Raw genomic sequence first — 22,838 nt, forward strand, 5'->3', positions numbered from 1 at the left:
CGTGCGCGCGTCACCGTGCGTGCGGACGACCCTCCCGCGGCGGGATCAGAACAGGCCGCGCGGGGGCTCGATCGAGGCGAGGACGCCGGGGGCGGCGATCACGCTGAGGCGGCCGACCTCCTCCGGGGTCAGCTCGGGCAGGCGCTGCGCGAGGTCGAGGAAGCGCTCGATCTCGGACTCCTCGAGCACGTCGGCGGCGAGCGTGCGGAACTTCGACACGTACTGCTCTCGGCTGAACGGGTGCGCGCCCAGCGGGTGCGCGTCCGCCACCGCGATCTCGTCGACGATCGTCGTGCCGTCCGTCATCAGGATCTCGACGCGGGCGCCGAACGCCTTCTCGCCCGGATCGGTGGAGTGGTAGCGGCGCGTCCACTCCGCGTCCTCCTGCGTCGTGACCCGGTGCCAGAGCGCGATGGTGTCGGCGCGGGCGGCCCGCTCGGGGGCGTAGCTGTGCACGTGGTGCCAGGCGCCGTCCTGCAGCGCCACCGTGAAGATGTACGGCACGGAGTGGTCCAGCGTCTCGCGGGACGCGGCCGGGTCGTACTTCTGCGGGTCGTTCGCGCCCGAGCCGATCACGAAGTGCGTGTGGTGCGAGGTGTGCAGGACGATCCGCTCGACGCGCTCGGGGTCGGCGGCCTCGGGGTGCGTCCGGTGCAGGCGGCGGGCGAGGTCGATCAGCGCCTGCGCCTGGTACTCGGCCGAGTGCTCCTTCGTGTACGTGTCGAGGATCGCGCGCTTGGCCTCGCCGCGGTCGGGCAGCGGGACGTCGTAGCTCGCGTCGGCGCCGTCGAGCATCCAGGCGATGACGCCGTCCTCGCCCTCGTAGATCGGCGACGGGCTGGTCTCGCCGCGCATCGCCCGGTCGACCGCCTCGATCGCCATCTTCCCCGCGAAGGCCGGCGCGTACGCCTTCCAGCTCGAGATCTCACCCTTGCGCGACTGCCGCGTGGCGGTCGTCGTGTGCAGGGCCTGCGCGACGGCCTGCTCGATCGTCGCGACGTCGAGGCCGAGCAGCGTGCCGATCCCGGCGGCGGCCGAGGGGCCGAGGTGCGCGACGTGGTCGATCTTGTGCCGGTGCAGACTGATCGCGCGCACCAGGTCGACCTGGACCTCGTATCCGGTGACGATGCCGCGGACGAGCTGCGCCCCGCCGATGCCCGCGTGCTGGGCGACGGCGATCAGCGGAGGGATGTTGTCGCCCGGGTGCGAGTACTCGGCCGCCAGGAACGTGTCGTGGTAGTCGAGCTCGCGCACGGCGACCCCGTTGGCCCAGGCCGCCCACTCGGGCGAGACCCGGCGGGCCGGGTCGACGCCGAGGACGACCGAGCCCTGGCCGCCGATGGAGGCGGGGTGCGCGAGAGCCTGCGCGCGGGCGGCGACGACCGGGCGGCGCAGGAGCGACGCGGTGGCGACGGCGGCGTTGTCGATGACCCGGTTGACCACCATCTCGGCGACCTCGTCGTCGATCTCGACCGGATCGGCGGCGACCTCGGCGATCGCGTGGGCGAGCTGCCCGTGTCGCGGGAGCTCCTCGTCGCTGCGGTGGACGCGGACGTGGTGTTCGTGCACGGGCGGCTCCTTCGTCTCTCCCCCAGGCTATCGCCCGCCTCCGGCCCCGGCCGCGCGGGCAGAATGGGCGGATGTCCTCCCCCACGCGCGTCGCGGCGCTCGACTGCGGCACCAACTCCCTCCGCCTGCTGATCGCCGACGTGGAGGGCGGCCGCCTCCGGGACGTCCAGCGTCGCACCGAGCTCGTGCGGCTGGGCCGCGGGGTCGACCGCACCGGCCGCTTCGACCCGGCCGCGCTCGAGCGGACCCTCGCCGTCACCCGCGAGTACGCGGCCGCCGCGCAGGAGGCCGGCGCCGAGCGCCTCCGCTTCGTCGCCACCTCGGCCACCCGCGACGCGGCCGACCGCGAGGACTTCCTCGCCGCCGTCGAGCGGATCCTCGGCGTCACCCCGGAGACGATCTCCGGCGAGGAGGAGGCGCGGCTCTCCTTCCGCGGCGCGGTCTCGGCCGTCGACTCCGCCCGGCCCGTGCTGGTCGTCGACCTCGGCGGCGGCTCGACCGAGCTCGTGCTCGGCGGAGCGGAGCCGGAGCAGGCGCACTCGATGGACGTCGGCAGCGTCCGCCTGACCGAGCGCCACCGCCGGGCCGCCGCACCGACGGAGGGCGAGCGCGCGGCGATGCGGGCGGACGTGGCCGCCGCGCTGGCCGCCTCCTCCGTCGACCTCTCGCAGGCCCGGAGCGTCGTCGGCGTCGCCGCGACCGTGCTCACGATCACCGCGCACGTCCTCCGCACCACCGACCGCGCCGCGCTCGAGACGTCCCTCCCCCTCTCCGACGTCCTCGCCGCCTGCGACGAGCTCGCCGCGCTGTCTCCGGAGGGGACGGCGGCCCTCCCCTGGGTCCGCCCGGGGCGCGAGGACGTGCTGGCGGCCGGCGCGCTGGTCTGGGGCGAGGTCCTCCGCGCGGTCCACGAGGCGTCGCCGGGCGTCGACCGGGTCCGCTCGACCGCGCACGACATCCTCGACGGCATCGCGCTCGGCCTCGCCTGACGCCCGCGCGGGTCAGGCGGTGAGGGCGCTCCCGGAGTCGCGCGGGAGCCGGGCGGCGGCGGCGAGCGGCACGAGGGTCAGCACCGCGAGGGCGAGGAAGGCGACGCGGTAGGGGACGAGGCCGGGCCCGATCGCGGTGCCGACGGCGAGCGCCACCGCGCCCACTGCGACTCCGAGGCCGGCCGCGATCTGCTGCGTGGTGGCGTTGAGGGTGTTCGCGCCCGACATCCCCTCCTGCGGGACCTCGGCGAACGTGACGGTGTTGTAGGCCGTGAAGCCCGCCGAGCGGGCCACTCCGCTCAGCACCAGCAGCGCCACCACGAGCGCCACCGGAGTCGCCGGCTCGAGGAACGCCATCGCCGCCATGCACGCCGCCCCGACCGCGCTCGCCGCCACCAGCACCCCGCGGAAGCCGAGGCGCCGCAGCAGCGGAGTCGTGGCCGGCTTGATCGCCAGGTTGCCGGCGAAGAGCGCCAGCACCACGGAGCCGGCCTGCACAGGGCTCCAGCCGAACGCGTCCTGGAACAGCAGCGGGAGCAGGAACGGCACCGCGTTCACGGTCGCCCGGTAGAGCGATCCGCTCGCGTTGGCGACCCGGAAGGTGCGGAAGCGGAAGGCGTCGAGCCGCACGAGCGGATGCTCGGCGCGGCGCAGGTGCCGCACGGCGAGCGCCGTCACGACCGCGCCGACGAGCAGCGGCGCCACCGCCCGCCCGTCGAGCTCGGAGCCGGTGAGGAGCCCCGCCGCTCCGACCAGCGCGCCGAGACCGACCGCGACGAGCGCCAGCCCCGTGACGTCGAGCGGGGGCGGCGCGCTCTCGGAGGTGGCGGGGACGATCCGGCGCGCGATCGCGAACGCGACGACCCCGAGGGGCAGGTTGATCAGGAAGATCCAGTGCCAGGAGGCGACGGTCGTGAGAAGGCCGCCGAGGAACGGCGCGATCACGGGGGCGACCAGTCCCGGCCAGACCAGGATCGCGATGGCGTGCATGATCCCCTCCCGCGGAGTCGCCCGCAGCACCGCGAGCCGGCCGACCGGCACCATCAGCGCACCGCCGACGCCCTGCAGGACCCGGGCGCCGACCAGAAGCGGCAGCGTGGGGCTGAGCGCGCAGAGCAGGGAGGCGAGGGTGAAGACGGCGATCGCGCTGGTGAAGACGCGGCGCACGCCGAAGCGCTCGCTGAGCCAGCCCGAGGCCGGGATGAGGACGGCGACGGTGAGGAGGAACGCGGTGACGGTGATCGAGACCGCGGCGGAGTCGACGCCCAGGTCGGCGGCGATCGCGGGCGCGGCGGTCGTCACGATCGTGGCGTCGAGGTTCTCCATGAAGAAGCAGCCGGCGACGAGCAGCGCGAGGGAGCGGTGGCGGGGGTCCGTGCTGTCCTCCTCGGCGTGGGGCTGTCGGCGGCGAGCGTAGCGCGGCGACGGCGCGGCCGCCGGGCGGGTACCGTCGCAGCATGAGCGCTGCAGCCGAGACCAGGACGATCCAACTCCGACGCTACGAGCTGATGGACGGGGTGATGGACGACTTCCTCGCCTGGTTCCCCGAGCGGATCGTGCCGGCGCGCGAGGCCCACGGCTTCCGGATCGAGTTCGCCTACGCCGACCGCGAGGTGAACGAGTTCGTCTGGGCGGTCAGCACGGCCGGCGACGCCGACGCGTTCGCCGAGGTCGAGCGGGCGTACCTGGCCTCGCCCGAGCGCGACGCCGCCTTCGCGGGCGAGCCGAAGCGCGTCGCGGTGCAGCACGTGCGGCTGGTCGAGCGGATCGTCTGACCCGGGCGGCGTCCTGCCGGGGCGCCGCCGACTCCGGGCGCCGTCGGGTCCGGGCCCGTCAGCTCCGGGCGCGCCGCACGGCCGCGAGGACGCCGCGGACCACGAGCGTCCCGACCGCGATCGACCCGATCGCTCCGGTCAGGCGCGCCCAGACGTGCTTCGGCCGGTCGATCCCGGCGCGGTCGGCGGGCGAGGGGAGCGAGGCGGGCGCGAGCGTGCGGCCCGCGGCTCCCGCCTCGGCCATGTGGGCGAGCCGTCGCACGGCCTCGCGGTTGCGGATCCAGAGGAACGAGTGCATCAGCGGCTTCGGGACGAGCGTGCCCGGGCCCTTCACGGGCGCCTCGTGCATCCGCACCTTCGCGCCGCGGGCGTGCGGCTCGACCTCGACGCGCACCCGGGCCTCGCCGAGCGGCCAGCCGGCGGCCTGGATGACCATCCGGCGCGGCGGGTCCCACTCGAGAACCGTGGTGCGGTCGTCGATCACGAGCGGCCACAGGCCGAAGGAGTGGTGCAGCTGCGAGCCCACGTGCGGGAAGTCGGCGTCGACCTTCCGCATCCGCGACGCGCCGACGACCCAGCTCGGGAACAGCCAGCCGGAGGCGAGCACCGCGAAGACGGACTCGGGCGGGCAGTGGACGACGCGGGTGGTGCGGGACATCGCGGACTCCTTCGAGTGGTGGTGGGGCGCGTGGCGGCGCCGTCCCTCAGCCTGGCAGGCCGGGGGCGGCGACGGGCGCAGCGCAACGGCGGCGGCTCAGGCGGGGCGCGCCTCCGGCGACAGGTCGGGCGACTCGCGCACCCCGAACTCGTGCCGCAGCGCGCTGCGGGCGGCGTGCCAGCCGGCCATACCGTGCACGCCCGGCCCGGGCGGGGTGGACGAGGAGCAGAGGTAGAGCCCCTTCGCGGGCGTCCGCCACGGGTCGGTCGTGGGGACCGGGCGCGAGAGCAGCTGCGCGACGCTCGCGGCTCCGGCAGCGATGTCCCCGCCCAGGTAGTTCGGGTTGTAGGCCTGCATGTCGCGGGCGGTCATCGAGGAGGCGCCGATCACGCGGTCGCGGAACCCGGGGGCGAAGCGCTCGATCTGGGCGGTGATCGCCTCCTGCTGGTCGGCGGGCGAGTACCGGGGGACGTGCGTGTACGCCCAGAGGACGTGCTTGCCCTCGGGCGCCCGGGTCGGATCGGCGATCGAGGGCTGCGCCACCAGCACGTAGGGGCTGCGACTGTGCCGGCCGCGCTTCACGTCGCGCTCGGCGGCCGCGATCTCGGCGCGGCTCCCGCCCACGTGCAGCGTGCCCGCGCCGGCGAGCTCCGGGTTCGTCCACGGCACCGGCCCGTCGAGGGCGAAGTCGACCTTGGCCACGCCGTTGCCGTAGCGGAAGCGCTGGAGGGCCGCGGCGTACGCCGGGGGCAGCCGGTCCCCCGCCATCGCGAGCAGCGCCGTCGGCGTGCCGTCGACGAGCACGGCGCGGGCCGGGGGCAGCTCCGAGAGCGAGGTCACCTCGACGCCGGTCTCGATGGTGCCGCCGTGCGCCCGGAGGTCGTCGGCGAGCGCGTCGACGATCGACTGGCTGCCTCCGATCGGCACCGGCCAGCCGCGCGCGTGGGCGTAGGCGCCGAGCGCCAGGGCGGCCGCGGCCGTCGACGGGCTCGGCATCGGGCGGATCGAGTGCGCGGCGACCCCGGAGAACATCGCCGGGGCGACGTCCTCGCGGAAGCGCAGATTCCACACCGGGGTGCCCTGCTCGAGCACCCGCAGTCCGAAGCGGATCAGCACGCTCGGGTCCGTCGGGATCCGCAGCAGCGCGTCGTTGGTGAAGCCCGCGACGCGGTCGGCCCGCTCGGAGAGAGGTCCCATCAGGGCGCGCCACGCCGCTCCGTCGCGCCCCAGCGCCTCGACCGTGCGGTCGAGGTCGCGGTAGGCGATGCCCGCGCGGCCGCCGTCGAGCGGATGCGCGTACGAGATCGCGGGGACGACCAGCTCGATGCGCCGGTCGAGCCCGAAGGCGCGGAAGAAGCCGGACGCGAGGGCCATCGGGTGCACCGCCGAGCAGACGTCGTGGTGGAAGCCGGGCAGCGTCAGCTCCGCCGTGCGCGCGCCGCCGCCGATCGTCTCGTTGCGCTCGAGCACGGTGACCGAGAGCCCGGCCCGCGCGAGCGTGACCGCGGCGGCGAGGCCGTTGGGCCCCGCCCCGATGACGACGGCGTCGACCACGGTCACTTCCTCCGCAGGGCCGAGACGACGCCTGCGGCGCCGGCGGCGAGGGCCGCGGCGGCCCCCGCGTAGCTCAGGGCGCGGTGGCGGATCATCCAGATCTGGGGCGTCATGGTGTGCGCGCGGTCGCTGAAGAGGCCGCGGGCGCCGTGATCGCCGGGGACCGGCTCGTAGACGTTGTTCGGCAGCATCGGCTCCGTCTTGTCGGGGGCCTGCTGACCGTCGAAGGCGCTGCGGGCGAGGTACCAGTCCATGAAGCGCCCGGCGAAGCGGTCGCCGAGGATGGTGCCCGCGGTCGGCTCGCCGACCCACGTGCGGCGGCGCGGCTTGTCGGCCACGTCGGCGATCGCGATCGCGCCCACCTCGGGCTCGTAGATCGGCGGCACGGGCTGCGGGTGGTGCGGCAGCTGCGACTTCACCCAGTTGAACTGGATGGTGTTGAGCGCCGGCATGTCGACCTCGGACAGGCGCACGCGGCTCTTCGCGTGCAGCAGCTCCGCGGTGACGGCCTCGGTGAAGCCTCGGGCGCCGAACTTGGAGGCGCAGTACGCGGCCTGCAGCGGGATGCCCCGGTGCGCGAGGGCGGAGCCGACCTGGATGACGTGCCCGCGGTCGCGCGGGGTCATCCGGGAGAGGGCTGCGCGGGTGCCGTTGACGAAGCCGAAGAAGTTGACGCCCACGGCGCGCTCGAAGTCGGCGGGCTCGGTCGAGAGGAACTCGCCGAAGACGCCGACCATCGCGTCGTTGACCCACAGCTCGATCGGGCCGAGCTCGGCCTCGACCCGGTCGGCCGCCGACTCGACGGCCTCGCGGTCGGCCACGTCGGTCGGGATGCCCAGCCCGCGCCGGCCCTTCTGCTCGATCTCGGCGACCGTGGCCGCCAGTCCGTCCTCGCCGCGTGCCAGCACGGCGACGTCCCAGCCGCGGGAGGCGAGCTCGCGGACCGTGGCGCGTCCGAGCCCGGCCGTGCCGCCCGTGACGACGGCGACTCCGCGGCTCATGCGCGGGCCTCGCGGGAGGAGGTCTCGAGGCGGGGGTGCTGCGTCATGGTGCGGGCTCCTTCGTGAGGGCGCGGTGTGCGTCGGGAGTCCCACGCTAGGCGGGAGCGGCGGCGCGGCGCGCGGGGTTGCGCCCGATCGGTGGAGAGCTCGGTGGATCCGCGCCCGGGGAGGAGAATCGCTCCCGACAGCTCCCGGCTCTCCTCCAGAGACCGCCGCCAGACTGACGCCCGCCCGAGCACCCTCCGACCGGATCGACGCATGACCTCTCTCCTCGACCTGAGCCTCGTCTCCGGCCCCCTCGTCGTCGCCGTCTACGTGCTCGCGATCGGAGCGCTCCTCCTCCTGCTCGCCGCCCACGTCCGCGCTCCCCGCCGCGGGCGCTCCCGGCGCGGCGGGATCGCCGTCGCGGTCCTCCTCCTGGGCCTGATCGGCGGCGCCGCCCTGGCCGCCCTCGTCGACGGGCCCGACGGCCCGTTCGGCGTCGACTTCACGCCGGTCACCCGGGTCGCGATCGGCCTGGGGATCGGCGGGCTGGGCGTCGCGCTGGTCGTCCTCGGCCATGCGATCGCCCGCCGGCGCGTGCGGGGGGTGCTCGCGTCGCTCGCCGCCGGAGTGCTCGTCGTCGCGGCGGCCGCGATGACCGTCAACATCGACTTCGGCCAGTACCCCACGGTGCGCAGCGCGCTCGGGATCAGCGCGTACTCCGACTCCTCCGTGCCGGTCGCCGCCGCGGACGGACCGCACTCGGACCTCGCGACCTGGACGGCCCCGGCCGGGATGCCCGCCGTCGGCTCGGTCTCGACGGTCGCCATCCCCGCCACCGCGTCGGGCTTCCCGGCCCGCGACGCCGTGGTCTACCTCCCGCCCGCGGCCCTCACCGCGACCCCGCCGCTGCTGCCGGTGATGATCATGCTCTCGGGGCAGCCGGGGTCGCCCTCCGATCCGCTCTCGACCGAGAAGTTCCAGCAGACCCTCGACGCCTACGCCGCCGCGCACGCCGGCCTCGCGCCGATCGTCGTGTCGCCCGACCAGCTGGGCGATCCGGACAGGAACCCTATGTGCGTCGACTCGCCGCTCGGGAAGTCGGCCACCTACCTCACCGTCGACGTCCCGAACTGGATCCGCGCCAACCTGCCGGTGCTCGGCGACGCGCAGCACTGGGCGATCGGCGGCCTCTCGCAGGGCGGGACCTGCTCGATCCAGCTCGGCGCCGGACACCCGTCGCTCTTCGGCAACATCGTCGACGCCTCGGGCGAGCTCGCGCCGACCCTCGGCAGCGAGGCGGCGACGGTCGCGCAGGGGTTCGGCGGCGACCAGGCCGCCTACGAGGCCGCGAAGCCGGTGAACGTCCTCGCGGCGAACGCCCCCTACACCGGCACCGTCGCGATCTTCGGAGTCGGCGCCGAGGACACCTCGTTCCTCCCCGGAGCGAAGACCGTCTACGCCGCGGCCGTAGCCGCCGGCATGAGCGCCACCTACCTCGAGGTGCCGGACAGCGCCCACGACGTCACGGCGTGGTCGGCGACCTTCGACAAGGGCCTCGAGATCCTCGCCGACCGCTGGATGCTCGTCCCCGCCTCCTGAGCGGCTCCGGGCCTCAGGCGCTCTCGACCAGCGGGACCGCCGCCTCGATCCCGGCGCTCCGTGGCCCGGCACCACCCAGCGCGCCCCGGTGGGCAGGAGCGCCCGGAGCGACGCGAGCGCCTGCTCCGGCTCGTCGGTGAAGGGCGCGGGCTGCGGACCCGTGCGGCCGGTGAGCACGTGGCGGGTGGTCAGCCCGTCGCCGACGAAGACCGCGTCGGCCAGCGGCACGTGCACGGCGATGCTCCCCGGGGAGTGACCCGGGAGCGCGATCACGTGGGGAGCGCCCGGCAGGTCGAGCGTCTGCCCGTCGTGCACTTCGACGACCTCGGTGAGCGGCGGGACCGTCGCGATGCCCTTCCGCAGCGCGTAGGCCGCGAAGCCGAGGAGCGGCAGGACGCGCAGCCGCGGTGTCGCGGTCCTCGGCTTCGCCCCGCCCTTCGCCCGCTCGGCGTCGGCGGTGTGCACGTGGACCGGCACGCCGTGGTCGCGGCGCAGGCGCTCGGCGAAGCCCACGTGGTCGGAGTCGCCGTGGGTCAGCACGACGCCGCGCACGTCGTCGAGGGTGCGGCCCATCGCGCGCAGCTCGGCCAGGAGCTCCGGCCAGAGACCGGCCGGCCGCGTTCCTCCTCGTGACGGCCCCCGCTCCCGGCACGCCCGTCGCCGCCCAGGAGTACCGCGACGCGGCGAGCGCCCGCCTGCTGGACCTCACCGCGCAGCTGGCGGGCGAGGAGGACGCCCTCGAGGCGGCGCGCACGCTGACCGCCTGGGCGACGGGGTTCATCGGGATGGAGATCACCGGCGCCTTCACCCTCGGCGGCGATGTGGAGAGCGCCTGGCGCTTCGGGCTGGGGCGGATCGTCTCCGCGCTCGCTCCGGCCGCGTCGCGCTGAGCGCCGCCGCTCAGGGCCGGCAGAGCGCCGCCTCGTCCTCGAGGAACCGCGGACGGCACGCGACGATCCCGCTGACCAGCAGCACCGCCACTCCGGCGAACAGCAGCGCGTACGCGCCGCCCCAGCCCCCCTGCGCCTCGTAGAGCACGCCGATCAGCAGCGGACCGAGGCAGGCGAGCCCGTAGCCGAGCCCCTGCGTGGCGCCGGAGAGGGTCGAGGAGCCGGTGGTCGTCCGCGTCCGCGCGTTCACGAGCGTCAGCGTCATCGGGAACGTGCTGACGCCGAGCCCGAGGCAGACCACCCACGCCACGGCACCCTCCAGCGGAGCGACGACGAGGCCGGCGTATCCGACGGCGAGCAGCGCGCAGCACACCACCACGACCACGACCGGGTTGCGCATCCCCAGCGTCAGCGGCGGCACCACGAAGGCGGCGGCGAGGCCGAACACCGAGAACAGCGCCAGCAGCGCACCGCCCTGCGCCGGATCCGCGCCCGCGTCGACGAGGATCGTCGGCAGCCAGGTGATGATCCCGTAGGTGTGCAGACCGGTCATCCCGAGCATCAGCACCATCGCCCAGAGCAGCGGCGTGCGCCAGGCCCCGTCCACGCGGCCGCCGGCGGCGGCCGGAGCCGCCCCGCCTCCTCCGCGGGCCGCGAGCGCCGCCCAGAGCAGGCAGGCCGCGGCCGTCATCACGGCCCAGATCCCGATCGCCCAGCGCCACCCCGCCGTCGAGGCCAGCGGCACCGCGACCAGCGGAGCGACGAACTGGCCCACCTGCAGCAGCGCCAGGTAGAGCGAGCTGACCGTCTTGATCCGCTCGGCGAAGTACCGCTTCACGATCGGCACGATGAGCACGTTCGTGGTGCCCACGCCCGCGAAGGCGACGACGGTCGAGAGCACCAGAGCGACCGGGCTCGGGCTGAGCGCGCGGAGGGCGATGCCCAGTGTGGTCACCAGCGTCGCGATCGCGAGCGTGCGCTCCAGGCCGATCCGGCGCGAGACGGCCGCGGCGACGAAGCCGAAGACGGCGAAGGAGGCGGTGACGATCGTCCCCAGCGCCCCGTAGAGCGAGGGCCCGAAGCCGAGATCGGCGCCGATCGTGTCGAGCAGCGGGCTGAAGCCGGTGACGGCGGTGCGGAGGTTCAGCGCGGTGATCGCGATGGCGGCGAGGGCCAGGAGGGCGGTGGCGCGGAGCGTCGGTGCTGCGGTCATGGAGTCCCCGAGAGATAGGATGATGGGATGAATCCTGGCGAGTCTAGCCCCGCGGCGCCGTTCCAGCGCGAGAGCGTGATCGACCACGTCACGGCGCTGTTCCACGAGGAGATCCGCTCGGGCCGCTGGGCCGTCGGCGAGCGGATCCCGGTGGAGGCCGAGCTCGCCCGCTGGACCGGCGCCGGACGCAACTCCGTCCGCGAGGCCGTCCAGGCCCTCGTGCAGGCGGGCCTCGTGCGGCGGGAGCAGGGGCGCGGCACGTTCGTCACCGCGCGCTCGCAGCTCGCCGAGTCGCTGCGCCGCCGCATCCCGAGCGCCGCCCGCCGGGAGGGCCTCGAGCTGCGGTTCGCGATCGACGGGGCGACGGCCGCGCTGGCGGCCGAGCGCCGCACCGGGGAGGACGTCGCCGCCCTCCGCGCCCTGCTGGCCCGCAGGGCCCGCTCGTGGGAGGCGCCGGAGCTCGCCGAGCGGATCGCCGCCGACACCGCGCTGCACCGGGCCGTCGTCGTCGCGACTCACAACGACCTGTTCGTCGAGCTCTACGACGGCCTCACCGGCATGTTCGAGTCGGTACTGGAGGAGGACGTCGTCGGCGAGGAGGACGTGCACGCCCGCCAGCACGCCGAGCTGGTCGAGGCGATCGCCGCGGGCGACGCCGAGGGGGCGCGGCGCCGGATCGAGGAGCTGCTCGCGCCGCTGCTGGCCGAGGCGCAGCAGGGCGGCGGCTGAGGCTGAGGGGATCCTCAGCGGCGGGCGGCGAACGGCACGCGCTCGCGGCCGGCGCCGTGCCGCCCACCGAGCGGCATCAGCCGAGTGGGATCAGCCCCGCGGACGCCGGGTCGACCAGAGCGCCCACGCCACCAGCAGCGGCTGGAACGCGAGGCGCACGGCGCGCTTGCGGTCGGTGTCGAGGCCGAAGGCGCTCGTCCGCGTCACCCACTGCGAGACGTTGCCCGGGAAGATCGCGGTGAAGAAGGCGGCGGCCGCGGCTCCGACCAGCGGCGCCCGTCGGCGCGCGAGCACCAGCGAGGCGCCCAGGCCGATCTCGACCACGCCCGAGGCGAGCACGACCGCGTCCTTGTCCAGCGGCACCCACTCGGGCACCTGCGCCTGGAACTCCTCCCGCTTGCGGGTGAGGTGGCTCACCCCCGCGAAGAGGAGGGCGGAGCCGAGGAGCACCTTGGCGCCGGTGCGGAGGAGGGAGGGGGAGGAGGATGTCATGCGCTCCATCGTTCCCGATGCGGGCCGCCGCCGCCGCCGTGGCGCGGCCACTGCGCACGAACGTGCCGGTGTCGGAGGCGGCGCCTAGTCTGATCGCGTGACTGACCGCATCCTCGTCCTCACCACCGGTGGCACCGTCGACAAGGAGTACTCGCTCGCGGGCGAGCTCGAGATCGGCGCCCCGATGGTGCCGCGCCTGCTCGCCCCGGTGCTCACCACGCTCGAGTTCCGCGTCGAGGAGGTCCTCGCCAAGGACAGCCTCGAGCTCGACGACGCCGATCGGGCCCTCATCCGCGAGCGGGTGCTCGCCGCCGAGGAGGACCGGATCGTCCTCACCCACGGCACCGACACGATGACCGCGACAGCCGAGGCCCTCGGCGTCGTCCGCGATCGGGTGGTCGTCCTCACCGGCGCGATGCAGCCCGCACGGATGCTCGACAGCGATGCCGCGTTCAACCTCGGCACCGCGGTGGCCGCCGTGCAGCTGCTGCCGCCGGGCGTCTACCTCGCGATGAGCGGGCGGGTGCTGCCCGCCGGCTCCGTGGTGAAGGACCGGTCGATCGGCGTGTTCCTCCCGGCCTGAGCCGGACGCCGGGCGAGGGTCGCCCGCGGACGGGCTCCGGGCCGGACCGGCCTCAGGCCTCGGCGAGCTCCGCGGTGCAGGCGGCGCAGAGCCCGAAGACGTCCACGACGTGGTGCGCGTCCGTGAAGCCGTTCTGCGACGCGACCGAGCGCGCCCACTCCTCGACCTCGTCGGCCGCGATCTCGACCGTCAGCCCGCAGCGGCGGCAGATCAGGTGGTGGTGGTGCGTCCCCGGCGTGCAGGCGCGGTAGAGGCTCTCGCCCTCGGGCGACTGCAGTGAGTCGGCCTCGCCCTCCACGGCCAGGTCCGAGAGCGCGCGGTAGACCGTCGCGAGCCCGATCGGCGAGCCGGAGGCGTGCAGCGCACTGTGCAGGCCCTGGGCGCTGACGAAGTCCTCGCGACGCCCGAGAGCCTCGCGCACCGCCTCGCGCTGCCACGTGTTGCGCTTGACCACTGGACCACCTCCACTCCGCACGACCCGGGCCACGCTACCGCCCCCCGCCGACGGCGAGCCGGGAGCGCCGGACGCCCTTCCGGCCGATGATCCGGCAGACCGCGTAGATCGCGAACGAGATCGTCGTCACGTAGGGGCTGATCGGGATCGACCCGCCCAGCGCGAGCAGGATGCCGCCCACCAGCGCGCCGACGGCGAAGAGCACGCTCAGCAGCGGCACGACCACCGGCGAGGCGGAGAGGCGCAGCGCCGCGGCCGCCGGCGTCACCAGGATCGCGAGCACGAGCAGCGAGCCGACGATCTGCACCGAGACGGCGACCGCGAGGCCGAGCAGGAGCATGAACGCGATCGAGAGCGCCCGGGTGGGGATGCCGCGCGCGGCCGCCACGTCGGCGTCGACGCTCGCGAAGGTGAGGGGGCGCCAGATCAGCGCGAGACCGACGAGGACGACCACCGAGATGCCGATCAGCCACCCGAGCTGCGGGTCGTCGACCGCGACGATCTGACCCGTGAGCAGGCCGAACTTGTTCGCGCTGCGGCCCGGGTAGAGGGCCAGGCAGAGGATGCCGATGCCGAGTCCGAACGGCATCAGCACCGCGATGATCGAGTTGCGGTCGCGGGCGCGCGAGCCGAGCACGCCGATCAGGACCGCCGCGATCAGCGAGCCGACGATCGATCCCTCGACGACGCCGACGCCCAGCAGCAGCCCCGCGGAGGCCCCCGCGAACGAGAGCTCGCTGATGCCGTGGACCGCGAACGCCATGTCGCGCGACATCACGAAGACGCCGATGAGCCCGCCGACCACTCCGAGGACCGCGCCGGCGATCACCGAGTTCATCAGGAGCGACAGCAGCGCTCCGTAGTCGGAGAAGTCGAAGATCTGCGACCAGACGTCCGTCACGACTGCCCCTCCTCGTGCTCGTGCACGTGCGAGTGGTCGGGGGCGCCGACCACGATGACCCGGCCCCGGGCGCGGATCACATCGACGGGTGCGTCGTAGAGCTCGCTGAGCACCTCCGAGCGCAGGACCTCGTCGGGGGTGCCGATCCGGAACCGGCCGCCGGCGAGGTAGAGCACGCGGTCCACCATGCCGAGCACCGGATTCACGTCGTGCGTGACGAAGAGGACGCCGAGGTTCCGCTCGCGGCGGTGCCGGTCGATCAGCTCGCTGACCGCCCGCTGGTGGGCGAGGTCGAGCGCGATCAGCGGCTCGTCGCAGAGCAGGAGCGCCGGGTCGCCCGCGAGCGCCTGGCCGACGCGGACGCGCTGCTGCTCGCCGCCGGACAGGCTGCCGATGGGGGCGTCGGCGAAGGCGGTGGCGCCGACGGCCTCGAGCAGCGCGTCGACGGCCGCGCGCCGGGAGCGGGAGGGCAGGGGCAGGCCGAACCGGTGGCCGTCGATCCCGAGCCCGAGCAGATCGCGGGCGCGCAGCGGAGTGCCCTCGTCGGCGAGCTTCTGCTGCGGGATGTAGCCGATGCGCCGGTTGCCGCGGTGCACGGGCTCGCCGAGCACCTGCAGCTCCCCCGCGCTCAGCTGCTGCTGGCCGAGCACCGCGCGCAGGAGGCTCGTCTTGCCGGAGCCGTTCGCGCCGAGCACCGCGACGAACTCGCCGGCGCGCACGTCGAGGTCGACGCCGCTCCACAGCTCGCGGTCGCCGAAGCGGAGGCCGGCGCCGCGCAGCCGCAGCACGGACGCCGAAGGGCCCGCCTCCGGGGAGACGGGCCTGGTCGGGGAGTCGTGGCTCACTGGGAGAGGGCTCCCTCGATCGCGTCGAGGTTGGCGGTCATCCAGCCGGTGTAGTCGTCGCCCTCGGGCAGCGTCTCGGTGACGGGGACGGCCGGGATCCCGGCGGCCTTCGCGGCGTCGAGCACCGCGTCCGTCTGCGCGCCCTCGGTCTGCTCGTTGTAGATCAGCGCGTCGACGGCCTCGCCGGAGAACAGCGCCAGCGTCTCCTGGAGCGTGGTCGCGGGGACGTCGGTGCCCTCCTCGACCGCCTCGCTGAAGGCCTCGGGAGTCGCGTCGGTCAGGCCGAGCGCGTCGGTCATGTACAGCGGGACGGGCTCGGTGATCGCGATGGAGCGGCCGGAGAGCGTGCCCTTCAGCTCGCCCTCGCGGGCGATCAGGGCGTCGAGCCCCTCGTCGAGAGTGGCGAGATTGGCGGAGTAGGCGGAGGCGTTGTCGGGGTCGAGCGCGGCGAGCTCGTCGCCGATCCGCCCCGCGACCTCCTTCATCACCGAGAGGTCGTACCAGACGTGCTCGTTGAACTCCGCGTGCTCGTGCGCGCCCTCCGACTCCTCCTCCTCCGCGTGGTCGTGGACGTCCTCCAGGCCGGCGATCACGGTGGCCGTGATGACGGGGGCCTCGGTGCCGGCCGCGCTGATCATGGTGTCGAGGAAGTGGTCGTAGCCGCCGCCGTTCTCGATCACGAGGGTCGCGCCGGACACGGCGAGCTGGTCGCGGGCGGTGGCCTCGTACTCGTGCGGGTCCTTGTCCGGGCTGTCGATGATGCTGGTCACCTCGACCAGGTCGCCGCCGATGTTCGAGACGAGGTCGCCGTAGACGTTCGTCGACGCGACGACCTTCACGGGCCCGCCCGCGGCGGCGGCGGAGGAGCTGTCGGAGGCGCTGCCCGCTCCGGAGCAGCCGCTCAGGGCGAGCGCGGTGCCGCCGAGGAGGGCGGTGAGGGCGAGGAGGCGGGTCTTCACGGTGAGCCGATCTGGGTCAGGGGCCGGGCGGGTGCCCCCACGCTAACGGCTATTGATAACGATTGTCAAAATCGTGCGGAGGCGCCCGCCGGTCATCCGCCGACACATGCGGACACGGGGCGACACGCGCCTCGCTCCGGCCCCCTCGCCCCTGGCACAGTCGCTGCACACCGCCCCCGACGAGACGAGGACACCGTGACCACCACCGCACCCACGACCACCGACGCCGCGACGACGATCGGCGCCGCCGCCGAGCACTGGTCGACCGCCCCCCGGCCCGACTCCCCCGACGCCTGGCTCGCCCGCGCCGAGGAGGTCGCCGCCGTGCTCGCGACCGACGCCCTCGAGCGCGACCGCGCCGGCGCCGCCCCCTTCGCCGAGGTCGCCCTGCTCAAGGCGTCCGGCCTCGTCACGCTGCTCGGGCCCGCCGAGCACGGCGGCGGTGCCCAGGAGTGGACCACCGCCCTCCGCGTCGTCCGCACCGTCGCGCGCGGCGACGGCTCGATCGGCCAGCTGCTCGGCTACCACTACCTCTGGGCCTGGGCGGCCCGCCTCGTGGGGACCCCTGAGCAGATCATCGCGGTGGAGCAGCTCGCGACCGAGGGGGACCTCCTCTACGGAGGCGCGGTGAACCCGCGCGACTCCGACCTCACCGTGCGGGAGGAGGGCGACGAGCTGGTCTTCACCGGCCGCAAGTCGTTCTCGACCGGCGGCGTGGTCAGCGACCTGACCGTGCTCGAGGGGGTGCTCGAGGGGACGGACACCCACCTCTTCGCGATCGTGCCCACCGATCAGGAGGGGATCGTCTTCGGCCGCGACTGGGACAGCCTCGGCCAGCGCCTCACCGAGTCCGGCTCCGTCGAGATCCGCGGCGTCCGCGTGCCGTGGGCGGCGGCGGCCGGCTTCGTCGACAAGGTCTACCGTCCGCTCGTCTACAACACCCTCAACGTGCCCGTCATCCAGCAGGTCTTCGCCGAGTTCTACCTCGGCATCGCGCAGGGAGCTCTCGAGCGCGCGGCGCAGTACACCCGCGAGCGCACCCGGGCCTGGCCGTACGGCGGCGACGACAAGGAGCGCGCCGGCGACGAGTGGTACGTGCTCGAGGGATACGGCGACCTGCAGTCCCGGCTCTGGGCCGACGAGGCGCTGATCGACGCGACGGGGGCCGCGCTCTCGGCCGCGCTGCACGCTCCGCGCGAGGAGCTGACGCCTCGGCGCCGCGGCGAGATCGCCGTGCGGATCGCCGCGGCCAAGGCGCGGATCGTGGAGGACGGCCTCGCGACAGCGACCCGCGTCTTCGAGCTGACCGGCGCCCGCGCCTCCGCGAGCTCGGTCGGACTCGACCTCTACTGGCGGAACCTCCGCACCCACTCCCTGCACGATCCGCTGCCCTACAAGCGCCGCGAGGTCGGCGTCTTCGCCCTGCTCGACACCGTCCCCGAGCCCAGCTGGTACACCTGATCGGCCGCGGGGCGCGTCCTGCTCCGGCGACGCGCCCCGCCCGCATGCCGCCCCGGCGTCGATCCGCGACAGGCCGGAGCGGAGCCCCGGGGTAGCGTGAGGGCCGAGCGGAGGGAGGACCGTGGCCGTCACGCTGCACGACGTCGCCCGCGCCGCCGACGTCTCGATCAAGACCGTCTCGAACGTGATCAACGACTATCCGCACGTGCGCCCGGCCACCCGCTCCCGGGTGCAGGCGGCCATCGCGCAGCTGGGCTACCGGCCCAACCTCTCCGCGCGGAGCCTGCGCCGCGGCCGCACCGGCGTGATCGGCCTCGCCCTGCCGGAGCTGAGCCTCCCCTACTTCGCCGAGCTCGCCGACAGCGTGATGCGCGCCGCCGACGAGCGCGGGCTGACGGTGCTGATCGAGCAGACCGGCGGCGACCCCGAGCGCGAGCGGAGCGTGCTGGCGAGCGAGCGCCGGCAGCTCACCGACGGGCTGCTCTTCAGCCCGCTGGGCCTCGCCGACGAGGACGCGCTCGCGGTCGGCTTCCCCCTGGTGCTGCTCGGCGAGCGGATCTTCACCGGGCTGGTCGACCACGTCACCATGCAGAACACCGCGGCGGCGCACGCGGCCACCGCGCACCTGCTCGCCTCCGGAAGGCGCCGGATCGTGGCGCTCGGGACGCACCCCGACGCCGCTGTCAGCTCGGCGTCGCTCCGCCTCGAGGGCTACCGCGCCGCGCTCGCCGAGGCCGGCATCGCCTACGACGAGCGGATGATCGGCGTCTCGGGCCCGTGGCGGCGCTCCGGCGGCGCCGAGGCGATGCGCCGCGTGCTCGCCTCCGGGCTCGACTTCGACGGCGTGTTCGCACTCAACGACACCCTCGCGCTCGGCGCGGTCCGCGCGCTCCAGGAGGCGGGGGTCCGCGTGCCCGAGGAGGTGGCGGTGATCGGCTTCGACGACATCGACGAGGCGGGCTACTCCTCCCCCAGCCTCTCCACCGTGGACTCGGGGCGCGACGAGATCGCGCGCACCGCGGTCGAGGTGCTGCAGGCCCGGATCGAGGGCACCCGCACCGGCCCCGGGACGCTCCACGAGGCGGCGTTCACCATGGTCGCCCGGGAGTCGACCGCGGGCCGGCCGATCGCGGAGGACCCGCCGGTCGGCCGGGCGTCGGCCGGAGCCTAGGCGCAGGTCCCGCTGCCGCAGATCTCGCGGCGGATCCACGCTCCCGCGTCCGCGACGGCCAGCTCGCCGCGGCGGAGGAGCCGACTCCACTCCACGGCCCGCCTCGTCAGCCGGTCGTCGGCCGAGCCGCGGACGTCGCCGCCGACGGTCCGGAGGAACAGGTGCGCGAGCGGGCCGCCGAGGTACAGCGTGGCGCCCGCGACGCCGGCGAAGTGGCGGGCCTGGCCGCGGGTGCCGTCGTCGTAGGGGCGGCGGAAGCCCTTCCCCCGGACCCGGTTGCGGCCGCCGTGCGCCAGGTCGAGAGCGCCGAGCGGGGCGCTGCGGATGCCGGCGACGTCCTTCGCGACGGCCGCGAGGAACGCGCGCGGGCGGGGATGCGACGCCGCGAGGGCGTCGGCGCGGTCGGCGAGCTCGGAGCAGGCGTCGGTGACGGCATCGGAGGAGGGCACCCGCCCAGTCGAGCACAGGTGCGCTGAGCGGCGGCGGGGAGGGCCGACGCGCGAGGAGGTCTGCCGACCTCGGCAGCGGCGCAGCGAGGCGGGTGGGGCCCGTGCCGCTCTTGACAGCAGCGGAGGCGGGGCGGACCATCGTGTACAACGTTAGAAAGACCGCTCGCCGCCGAGCCCGCTGCGGGAGCCCGAAGCCCGAAAGGCCCTCATGACCGACGCCCCCGCCGCCACCGCGCGCATCAGCCTCGACCCCGCCGCGGTCGTCGCCCCCGTCACTCCGCGCCTCTTCGGCTCATTCGTCGAGCACCTCGGCCGCTGCGTGTACGACGGCATCTACGAGCCCGGCCACCCCGCCTCGAACGAGGACGGCTTCCGCCTCGACGTGGTCGAGCTGGTCAAGGAGCTGGGCACCACGACGATCCGCTACCCCGGCGGCAACTTCGTCTCGGGCTACCGCTGGGAGGACGGCGTCGGCCCGCGCTCCGAGCGCCCCCGCCGCCGCGACCTGGCCTGGCACTCGCTCGAGACCAACGAGGTCGGGCTGGACGACTTCGCGAAGTGGGCGGAGCTGACCGGCAGCGAGATCATGTACGCCGTCAACCTCGGCACCCGCGGCGTCCTCGAGGCGCTCGACGTCCTCGAGTACGCCAACGGACCGGCCGGCACCGCTCTCGCCGACCAGCGCATCGCCAACGGCGGGACCGAGCCCTACGACATCCGCATGTGGTGCCTCGGGAACGAGATGGACGGCCCCTGGCAGGTCGGCCACATGAGCGCCGACGACTACGGCAAGCTCGCCTCCCGCACCGCCAAGGCCCTCAAGATCGCCGACCCCTCGCTCGAGCTGGTCGTCTGCGGCTCGTCGAGCTCGTCGATGCCGACCTTCGGCGAGTGGGAGCGCGTGGTCCTCGAGCACGCGTACGACGACGTCGAGTACGTCTCGTGCCACGCCTACTACCAGGAGTACGACGGAGACCTCGGCTCCTTCCTCGCCTCCTCCCTCGACATGGAGTACTTCATCGCCACCGTCGCGGCGACCGTGGACCACGTGAAGTTCAAGCTCAAGAAGACGAAGGACATCAAGCTCTCCTTCGACGAGTGGAACGTCTGGTACCTCGAGGAGTGGCAGGCCAAGGAGAAGGCCGACGCCGAGGGCGACCAGAGCACCCGCGAGTGGGCCTACGCCCCGCGCCTGCTCGAGGACGTCTACTCCGTCGCCGACGCCGTCGTCCTCGGCAACCTGATGATCACGCTGCTGAAGAACTCCGACCGGGTCACCTCCGCCTCCCTCGCGCAGCTCGTCAACGTGATCGCGCCGATCATGACCGAGCCGGGCGGAGCCGCGTGGCGCCAGACCACGTTCTTCCCGTTCTCGACCACCGCGCGCCTGGCCTCCGGCTCGGTGCTGCGCCCCCGGATCGACGCGGGGACCTACTCGACCGCCCGTCACGGCGACGCTCCGCTCATCGACTCCGTCGCCACCGTCGACGAGGGCCGCGCGGCCGTCTTCCTGGTGAACCGGTCGCAGACGGAGCCGATCGAGGTCACCGTCGACGTCAGCGGCCTCGGAGTCTCGAGCATCGCGGAGGCGCTGGCCCTGTTCGACGAGGACCCCTACGCGAAGAACACGCGTGACGACCAGAACCGCGTGCGCCTGCGCGAGGCCACGGCGACGCTCGAGGACGGCGTGCTGACGCTGACCCTCCCGCCCGTCTCGTGGACGGCGGTCGCGCTCACGGCGTAGCGGCGTCCGACCCGCGGGACCGCGTCCGGCTTCCCGGAGCCGCGCGGACCCGCGGGCCCCGTCGGGAACCGTCCCGGCTCAGGCCGCGGGCCGCAGCGGGGAGGAGGCGCTCGAGCTGGTCCGCGAGGTCGTCCGCCACCCCCACGAGTACGTGGCGGGGATCGGGCTCGACAACCTCGAGACGGCGGGTCCGCCCGAGCGCTTCGCCGACGCCTACCGCCTCGCCGCGGAGGCCGGCCTGGGCCGGACCGCCCACTCCTCCGAGCACGCCCCGACCGCGGCCGACACGACGACCTGCCTCGATCTGCTGGGCTGCGACCGGATCGACCACGGCTACTTCGTCCTCGAGGACCCCGCCGTCGTCGAGCGCGTCCGCGAGCGGGGCGTCGTGTTCACCGTCGCCTCGGCGACCTCGCGCCGCTCCTGGCGGCCCTGGCGGCGCGCGTCCATCCGGGCGATGCTCGACGCGGGACTGCGGGTCGTGCCCTGCTCCGACGATCCCGGGGTGTTCCCGACCACGCTCGCCGACGAGTACCGCCTCGCCGCCGGCCCGATCGGTGCGACCGCCGCGCAGCTGCGCGCGATGGCGCTCACCGGAGCGGAGGCCTCCTGGCTGCCCGCCGACGAGAAGGAGAGTCTGCGCGCGTCGTTCGCCGCGGAGCTGGACGCGCTGGACACGGAGTTCGGGCTCGTCTGAGGCCCGGGACGCGACGGGCTCCCCGCCCTGACAGAGTGGACGGATGAGCCCCCTCCCCGATCCCCTGGCCTTCGACCTCGAGGCGCTGCGCCGGGAGGTGCTGCCGGACGACGGGGGCGAGGTCGACGACAGCATCCCCGCGCTCGCGGACGCCGACCCGGGACTCTGCGCGATCGCGCTCGTCCTGCCCGACGGGTCCGTCCGCGCGAGCGCCGACGCGGAGTCGCGGTTCAGCATCCAGTCGGCCGTGAAGCCGTTCCTGTTCGCGCTCGCGCTCCTCGACACCGGCGGCGACGCGCTCGACCGCGTCGGCATCGAGCCCACCGGCGAGGCCTTCGACGCCCTCACGCTCGAGAGCGGCACCGGGCGCCCGCCGAACCCGATGGTCAACGCGGGAGCGCTGCTGACCGCCGCCCTGGTCGACGGCGGCGACGCCGACGGCCGGAGCGAGCGGATCCTCCGCGGCCTCTCCGCCTTCGCCGGCCGCCCGCTCTCCGTCGACGAGAGCGTCGCCGCCGACGAGCACCTCCTCGGCGACCGGAATCACGCCCTCGCGCACCTGATGCGGGCGGAGGGCACCCTGCACCGCAGCGCCGACGACGCCGTCTCCGCGTACGCCCGGGCGTGCGCCGTGCTGGTCGACGTCCGCGACCTGGCCGCGATGGGCGCGACGCTCGCGTTCGGCGGCGTGCACCCGGGGACCGGCGAGCGGGTCGTGCCGGCGTCGGTCGCGCGCGACGTGGTCGCGGTCATGGCGACGTGCGGCGTCTACGACGGCTCGGGCCGCTGGATGCGCGCGGTCGGCGTCCCCGCCAAGTCGAGCGTCTCGGGCGCCCTCGTCCTCTCCGCTCCCGGCCGCCTCGGCGCCGCCGTCGTCAGCCCGCCGCTGGACCCCCAGGGCACCAGCGTCCGCGGCGCCCGCGTCGCCGCCCGCCTGAGCGACGCCCTCGCCCTGCACTCCTTCGCGGTCTCCCCCCGCTGACCGCTGCCCCGTTCCCCCGCTCTCCCCGCTCCCGCCGGCGCAGCCGCGGCCCGTGCCCCGCGCCGTCGCAGGCGCCGGCGCCGACCGCACCCTCAGCGGAGACCACCCGCCCTCCCGCGACAGCGAAGGGCCGAGCCG

At 74.7% G+C, this 22,838-nt stretch carries 23 protein-coding genes and 1 pseudogene; 11 read left to right on the forward strand and 13 right to left on the reverse strand.

The window, feature by feature from the left end; translation table 11 throughout:
- Nucleotides 1-45 precede the first annotated feature (45 nt).
- Nucleotides 46-1,569, reverse strand: coding sequence for an MmgE/PrpD family protein (locus C5C74_RS10390; protein ID WP_104227214.1), 1,524 nt, complete (start codon nucleotides 1,567-1,569; stop codon nucleotides 46-48).
- A gap of 71 nt (nucleotides 1,570-1,640) precedes the next feature.
- Between C5C74_RS10390 and C5C74_RS10395 the strand changes: the two genes are divergently transcribed.
- Nucleotides 1,641-2,558 (forward strand): exopolyphosphatase, encoded by a 918-nt coding sequence (locus C5C74_RS10395; RefSeq protein WP_104351485.1) that lies wholly within the window; start codon nucleotides 1,641-1,643, stop codon nucleotides 2,556-2,558.
- Between the two features lie 12 nt (nucleotides 2,559-2,570).
- Here C5C74_RS10395 and C5C74_RS10400 read toward each other — a convergent pair whose 3' ends face one another.
- Nucleotides 2,571-3,884: an MFS transporter gene (locus C5C74_RS10400; protein WP_104351486.1), complete on the reverse strand. Its 1,314-nt coding sequence runs from the start codon at nucleotides 3,882-3,884 to the stop codon at nucleotides 2,571-2,573.
- Between the two features lie 131 nt (nucleotides 3,885-4,015).
- On the opposite strand from C5C74_RS10400, the gene C5C74_RS10405 reads away from it, so the two are divergent.
- Nucleotides 4,016-4,333, forward strand: coding sequence for an NIPSNAP family protein (locus C5C74_RS10405; protein ID WP_104224531.1), 318 nt, complete (start codon nucleotides 4,016-4,018; stop codon nucleotides 4,331-4,333).
- 58 nt (nucleotides 4,334-4,391) lie between these two features.
- Here the strand turns inward: C5C74_RS10405 and C5C74_RS10410 are convergent, their stop codons facing one another.
- The 3 genes from C5C74_RS10410 to C5C74_RS10420 form a co-directional block, all read right to left on the reverse strand.
- Entirely contained in the window at nucleotides 4,392-4,991 is a 600-nt protein-coding gene (locus C5C74_RS10410) for an SRPBCC domain-containing protein (RefSeq protein ID WP_104233566.1), read from the reverse strand.
- A gap of 96 nt (nucleotides 4,992-5,087) precedes the next feature.
- Nucleotides 5,088-6,545, reverse strand: a complete 1,458-nt coding sequence (locus C5C74_RS10415; protein WP_374953519.1) for a phytoene desaturase family protein — start codon at nucleotides 6,543-6,545, stop codon at nucleotides 5,088-5,090.
- A gap of 2 nt (nucleotides 6,546-6,547) precedes the next feature.
- Nucleotides 6,548-7,546 carry an SDR family oxidoreductase gene (locus C5C74_RS10420; protein ID WP_104233564.1) on the reverse strand — a complete coding sequence of 333 codons (999 nt, stop codon included), beginning with the start codon at nucleotides 7,544-7,546 and terminating at the stop codon, nucleotides 6,548-6,550.
- Between the two features lie 258 nt (nucleotides 7,547-7,804).
- Here C5C74_RS10420 and C5C74_RS10425 point away from each other — a divergent pair, with 258 nt between their 5' ends.
- Nucleotides 7,805-9,130 carry an esterase family protein gene (locus C5C74_RS10425; protein ID WP_104351488.1) on the forward strand — a complete coding sequence of 442 codons (1,326 nt, stop codon included), beginning with the start codon at nucleotides 7,805-7,807 and terminating at the stop codon, nucleotides 9,128-9,130.
- A 120-nt stretch (nucleotides 9,131-9,250) separates the two neighbouring features.
- Here the strand turns inward: C5C74_RS10425 and C5C74_RS10430 are convergent.
- Nucleotides 9,251-9,703, reverse strand: a pseudogene (locus C5C74_RS10430) (MBL fold metallo-hydrolase); the annotation flags it as partial.
- 56 nt (nucleotides 9,704-9,759) lie between these two features.
- Here C5C74_RS10430 and C5C74_RS10435 point away from each other — a divergent pair.
- Nucleotides 9,760-10,020: a TetR-like C-terminal domain-containing protein gene (locus C5C74_RS10435; RefSeq protein WP_104256449.1), complete on the forward strand. Its 261-nt coding sequence runs from the start codon at nucleotides 9,760-9,762 to the stop codon at nucleotides 10,018-10,020.
- A gap of 10 nt (nucleotides 10,021-10,030) precedes the next feature.
- Here C5C74_RS10435 and C5C74_RS10440 read toward each other — a convergent pair whose 3' ends face one another.
- Nucleotides 10,031-11,233: an MFS transporter gene (locus C5C74_RS10440; RefSeq protein ID WP_104351489.1), complete on the reverse strand. Its 1,203-nt coding sequence runs from the start codon at nucleotides 11,231-11,233 to the stop codon at nucleotides 10,031-10,033.
- Between the two features lie 27 nt (nucleotides 11,234-11,260).
- On the opposite strand from C5C74_RS10440, the gene C5C74_RS10445 reads away from it, so the two are divergent.
- Complete coding sequence (locus tag C5C74_RS10445; protein WP_104292768.1) at nucleotides 11,261-11,962, forward strand: FadR/GntR family transcriptional regulator; 702 nt, start codon at nucleotides 11,261-11,263, stop codon at nucleotides 11,960-11,962.
- A gap of 90 nt (nucleotides 11,963-12,052) precedes the next feature.
- Here C5C74_RS10445 and C5C74_RS10450 read toward each other — a convergent pair whose 3' ends face one another.
- Complete coding sequence (locus tag C5C74_RS10450; protein ID WP_181027249.1) at nucleotides 12,053-12,463, reverse strand: hypothetical protein; 411 nt, start codon at nucleotides 12,461-12,463, stop codon at nucleotides 12,053-12,055.
- 88 nt (nucleotides 12,464-12,551) lie between these two features.
- Between C5C74_RS10450 and C5C74_RS10455 the strand changes: the two genes are divergently transcribed.
- Nucleotides 12,552-13,037, forward strand: coding sequence for an asparaginase domain-containing protein (locus C5C74_RS10455; RefSeq protein WP_104224541.1), 486 nt, complete (start codon nucleotides 12,552-12,554; stop codon nucleotides 13,035-13,037).
- A 52-nt stretch (nucleotides 13,038-13,089) separates the two neighbouring features.
- On the opposite strand, the gene C5C74_RS10460 is transcribed toward C5C74_RS10455, so the two are convergent.
- From C5C74_RS10460 to C5C74_RS10475, 4 genes are read right to left on the reverse strand one after another with little or no spacing between them, the layout of a single operon-like run.
- Nucleotides 13,090-13,491 carry a Fur family transcriptional regulator gene (locus tag C5C74_RS10460; RefSeq protein ID WP_104238381.1) on the reverse strand — a complete coding sequence of 134 codons (402 nt, stop codon included), beginning with the start codon at nucleotides 13,489-13,491 and terminating at the stop codon, nucleotides 13,090-13,092.
- A gap of 34 nt (nucleotides 13,492-13,525) precedes the next feature.
- The gene (locus C5C74_RS10465; RefSeq protein ID WP_104224551.1) at nucleotides 13,526-14,329 is read right to left on the reverse strand and encodes a metal ABC transporter permease; all 804 of its coding nucleotides are present in this window, start codon (nucleotides 14,327-14,329) and stop codon (nucleotides 13,526-13,528) included.
- Nucleotides 14,330-14,388: 59 nt separating this feature from the next.
- Entirely contained in the window at nucleotides 14,389-15,237 is an 849-nt protein-coding gene (locus tag C5C74_RS10470; RefSeq protein ID WP_104227225.1) for a metal ABC transporter ATP-binding protein, read from the reverse strand.
- The gene (locus C5C74_RS10475; RefSeq protein WP_104351490.1) at nucleotides 15,234-16,196 is read right to left on the reverse strand and encodes a metal ABC transporter solute-binding protein, Zn/Mn family; all 963 of its coding nucleotides are present in this window, start codon (nucleotides 16,194-16,196) and stop codon (nucleotides 15,234-15,236) included. Before C5C74_RS10475 ends, C5C74_RS10470 begins: the two co-directional genes overlap by 4 nt.
- Nucleotides 16,197-16,391: 195 nt before the next feature.
- Here C5C74_RS10475 and C5C74_RS10480 point away from each other — a divergent pair, with 195 nt between their 5' ends.
- Nucleotides 16,392-17,657 carry an acyl-CoA dehydrogenase family protein gene (locus tag C5C74_RS10480; RefSeq protein WP_258064145.1) on the forward strand — a complete coding sequence of 422 codons (1,266 nt, stop codon included), beginning with the start codon at nucleotides 16,392-16,394 and terminating at the stop codon, nucleotides 17,655-17,657.
- Between the two features lie 121 nt (nucleotides 17,658-17,778).
- Entirely contained in the window at nucleotides 17,779-18,828 is a 1,050-nt protein-coding gene (locus tag C5C74_RS10485) for a LacI family DNA-binding transcriptional regulator (RefSeq protein ID WP_104351491.1), read from the forward strand.
- On the opposite strand, the gene C5C74_RS10490 is transcribed toward C5C74_RS10485, so the two are convergent.
- The gene (locus C5C74_RS10490) at nucleotides 18,825-19,277 is read right to left on the reverse strand and encodes a hypothetical protein (protein ID WP_104351492.1); all 453 of its coding nucleotides are present in this window, start codon (nucleotides 19,275-19,277) and stop codon (nucleotides 18,825-18,827) included. The two genes, C5C74_RS10485 and C5C74_RS10490, sit on opposite strands and share 4 nt — an antisense overlap.
- 208 nt (nucleotides 19,278-19,485) lie before the next feature.
- On the opposite strand from C5C74_RS10490, the gene C5C74_RS10495 reads away from it, so the two are divergent.
- From C5C74_RS10495 to glsA, 3 genes are all read left to right on the forward strand, one after another.
- On the forward strand, nucleotides 19,486-21,021 hold the full coding sequence (locus C5C74_RS10495) for an alpha-N-arabinofuranosidase (protein WP_104227228.1): 1,536 nt from the start codon (nucleotides 19,486-19,488) through the stop codon (nucleotides 21,019-21,021).
- A 115-nt stretch (nucleotides 21,022-21,136) separates the two neighbouring features.
- The gene (locus tag C5C74_RS10500) at nucleotides 21,137-21,718 is read left to right on the forward strand and encodes a hypothetical protein (RefSeq protein ID WP_104351493.1); all 582 of its coding nucleotides are present in this window, start codon (nucleotides 21,137-21,139) and stop codon (nucleotides 21,716-21,718) included.
- A gap of 43 nt (nucleotides 21,719-21,761) precedes the next feature.
- Nucleotides 21,762-22,700 carry a glutaminase A gene (gene glsA, locus C5C74_RS10505; protein ID WP_104351494.1) on the forward strand — a complete coding sequence of 313 codons (939 nt, stop codon included), beginning with the start codon at nucleotides 21,762-21,764 and terminating at the stop codon, nucleotides 22,698-22,700.
- Nucleotides 22,701-22,838 lie beyond the last annotated feature (138 nt).

The sequence above is a fragment of the Rathayibacter sp. AY1E8 genome (assembly GCF_002931415.1).
Taxonomy (GTDB): domain Bacteria; phylum Actinomycetota; class Actinomycetes; order Actinomycetales; family Microbacteriaceae; genus Rathayibacter.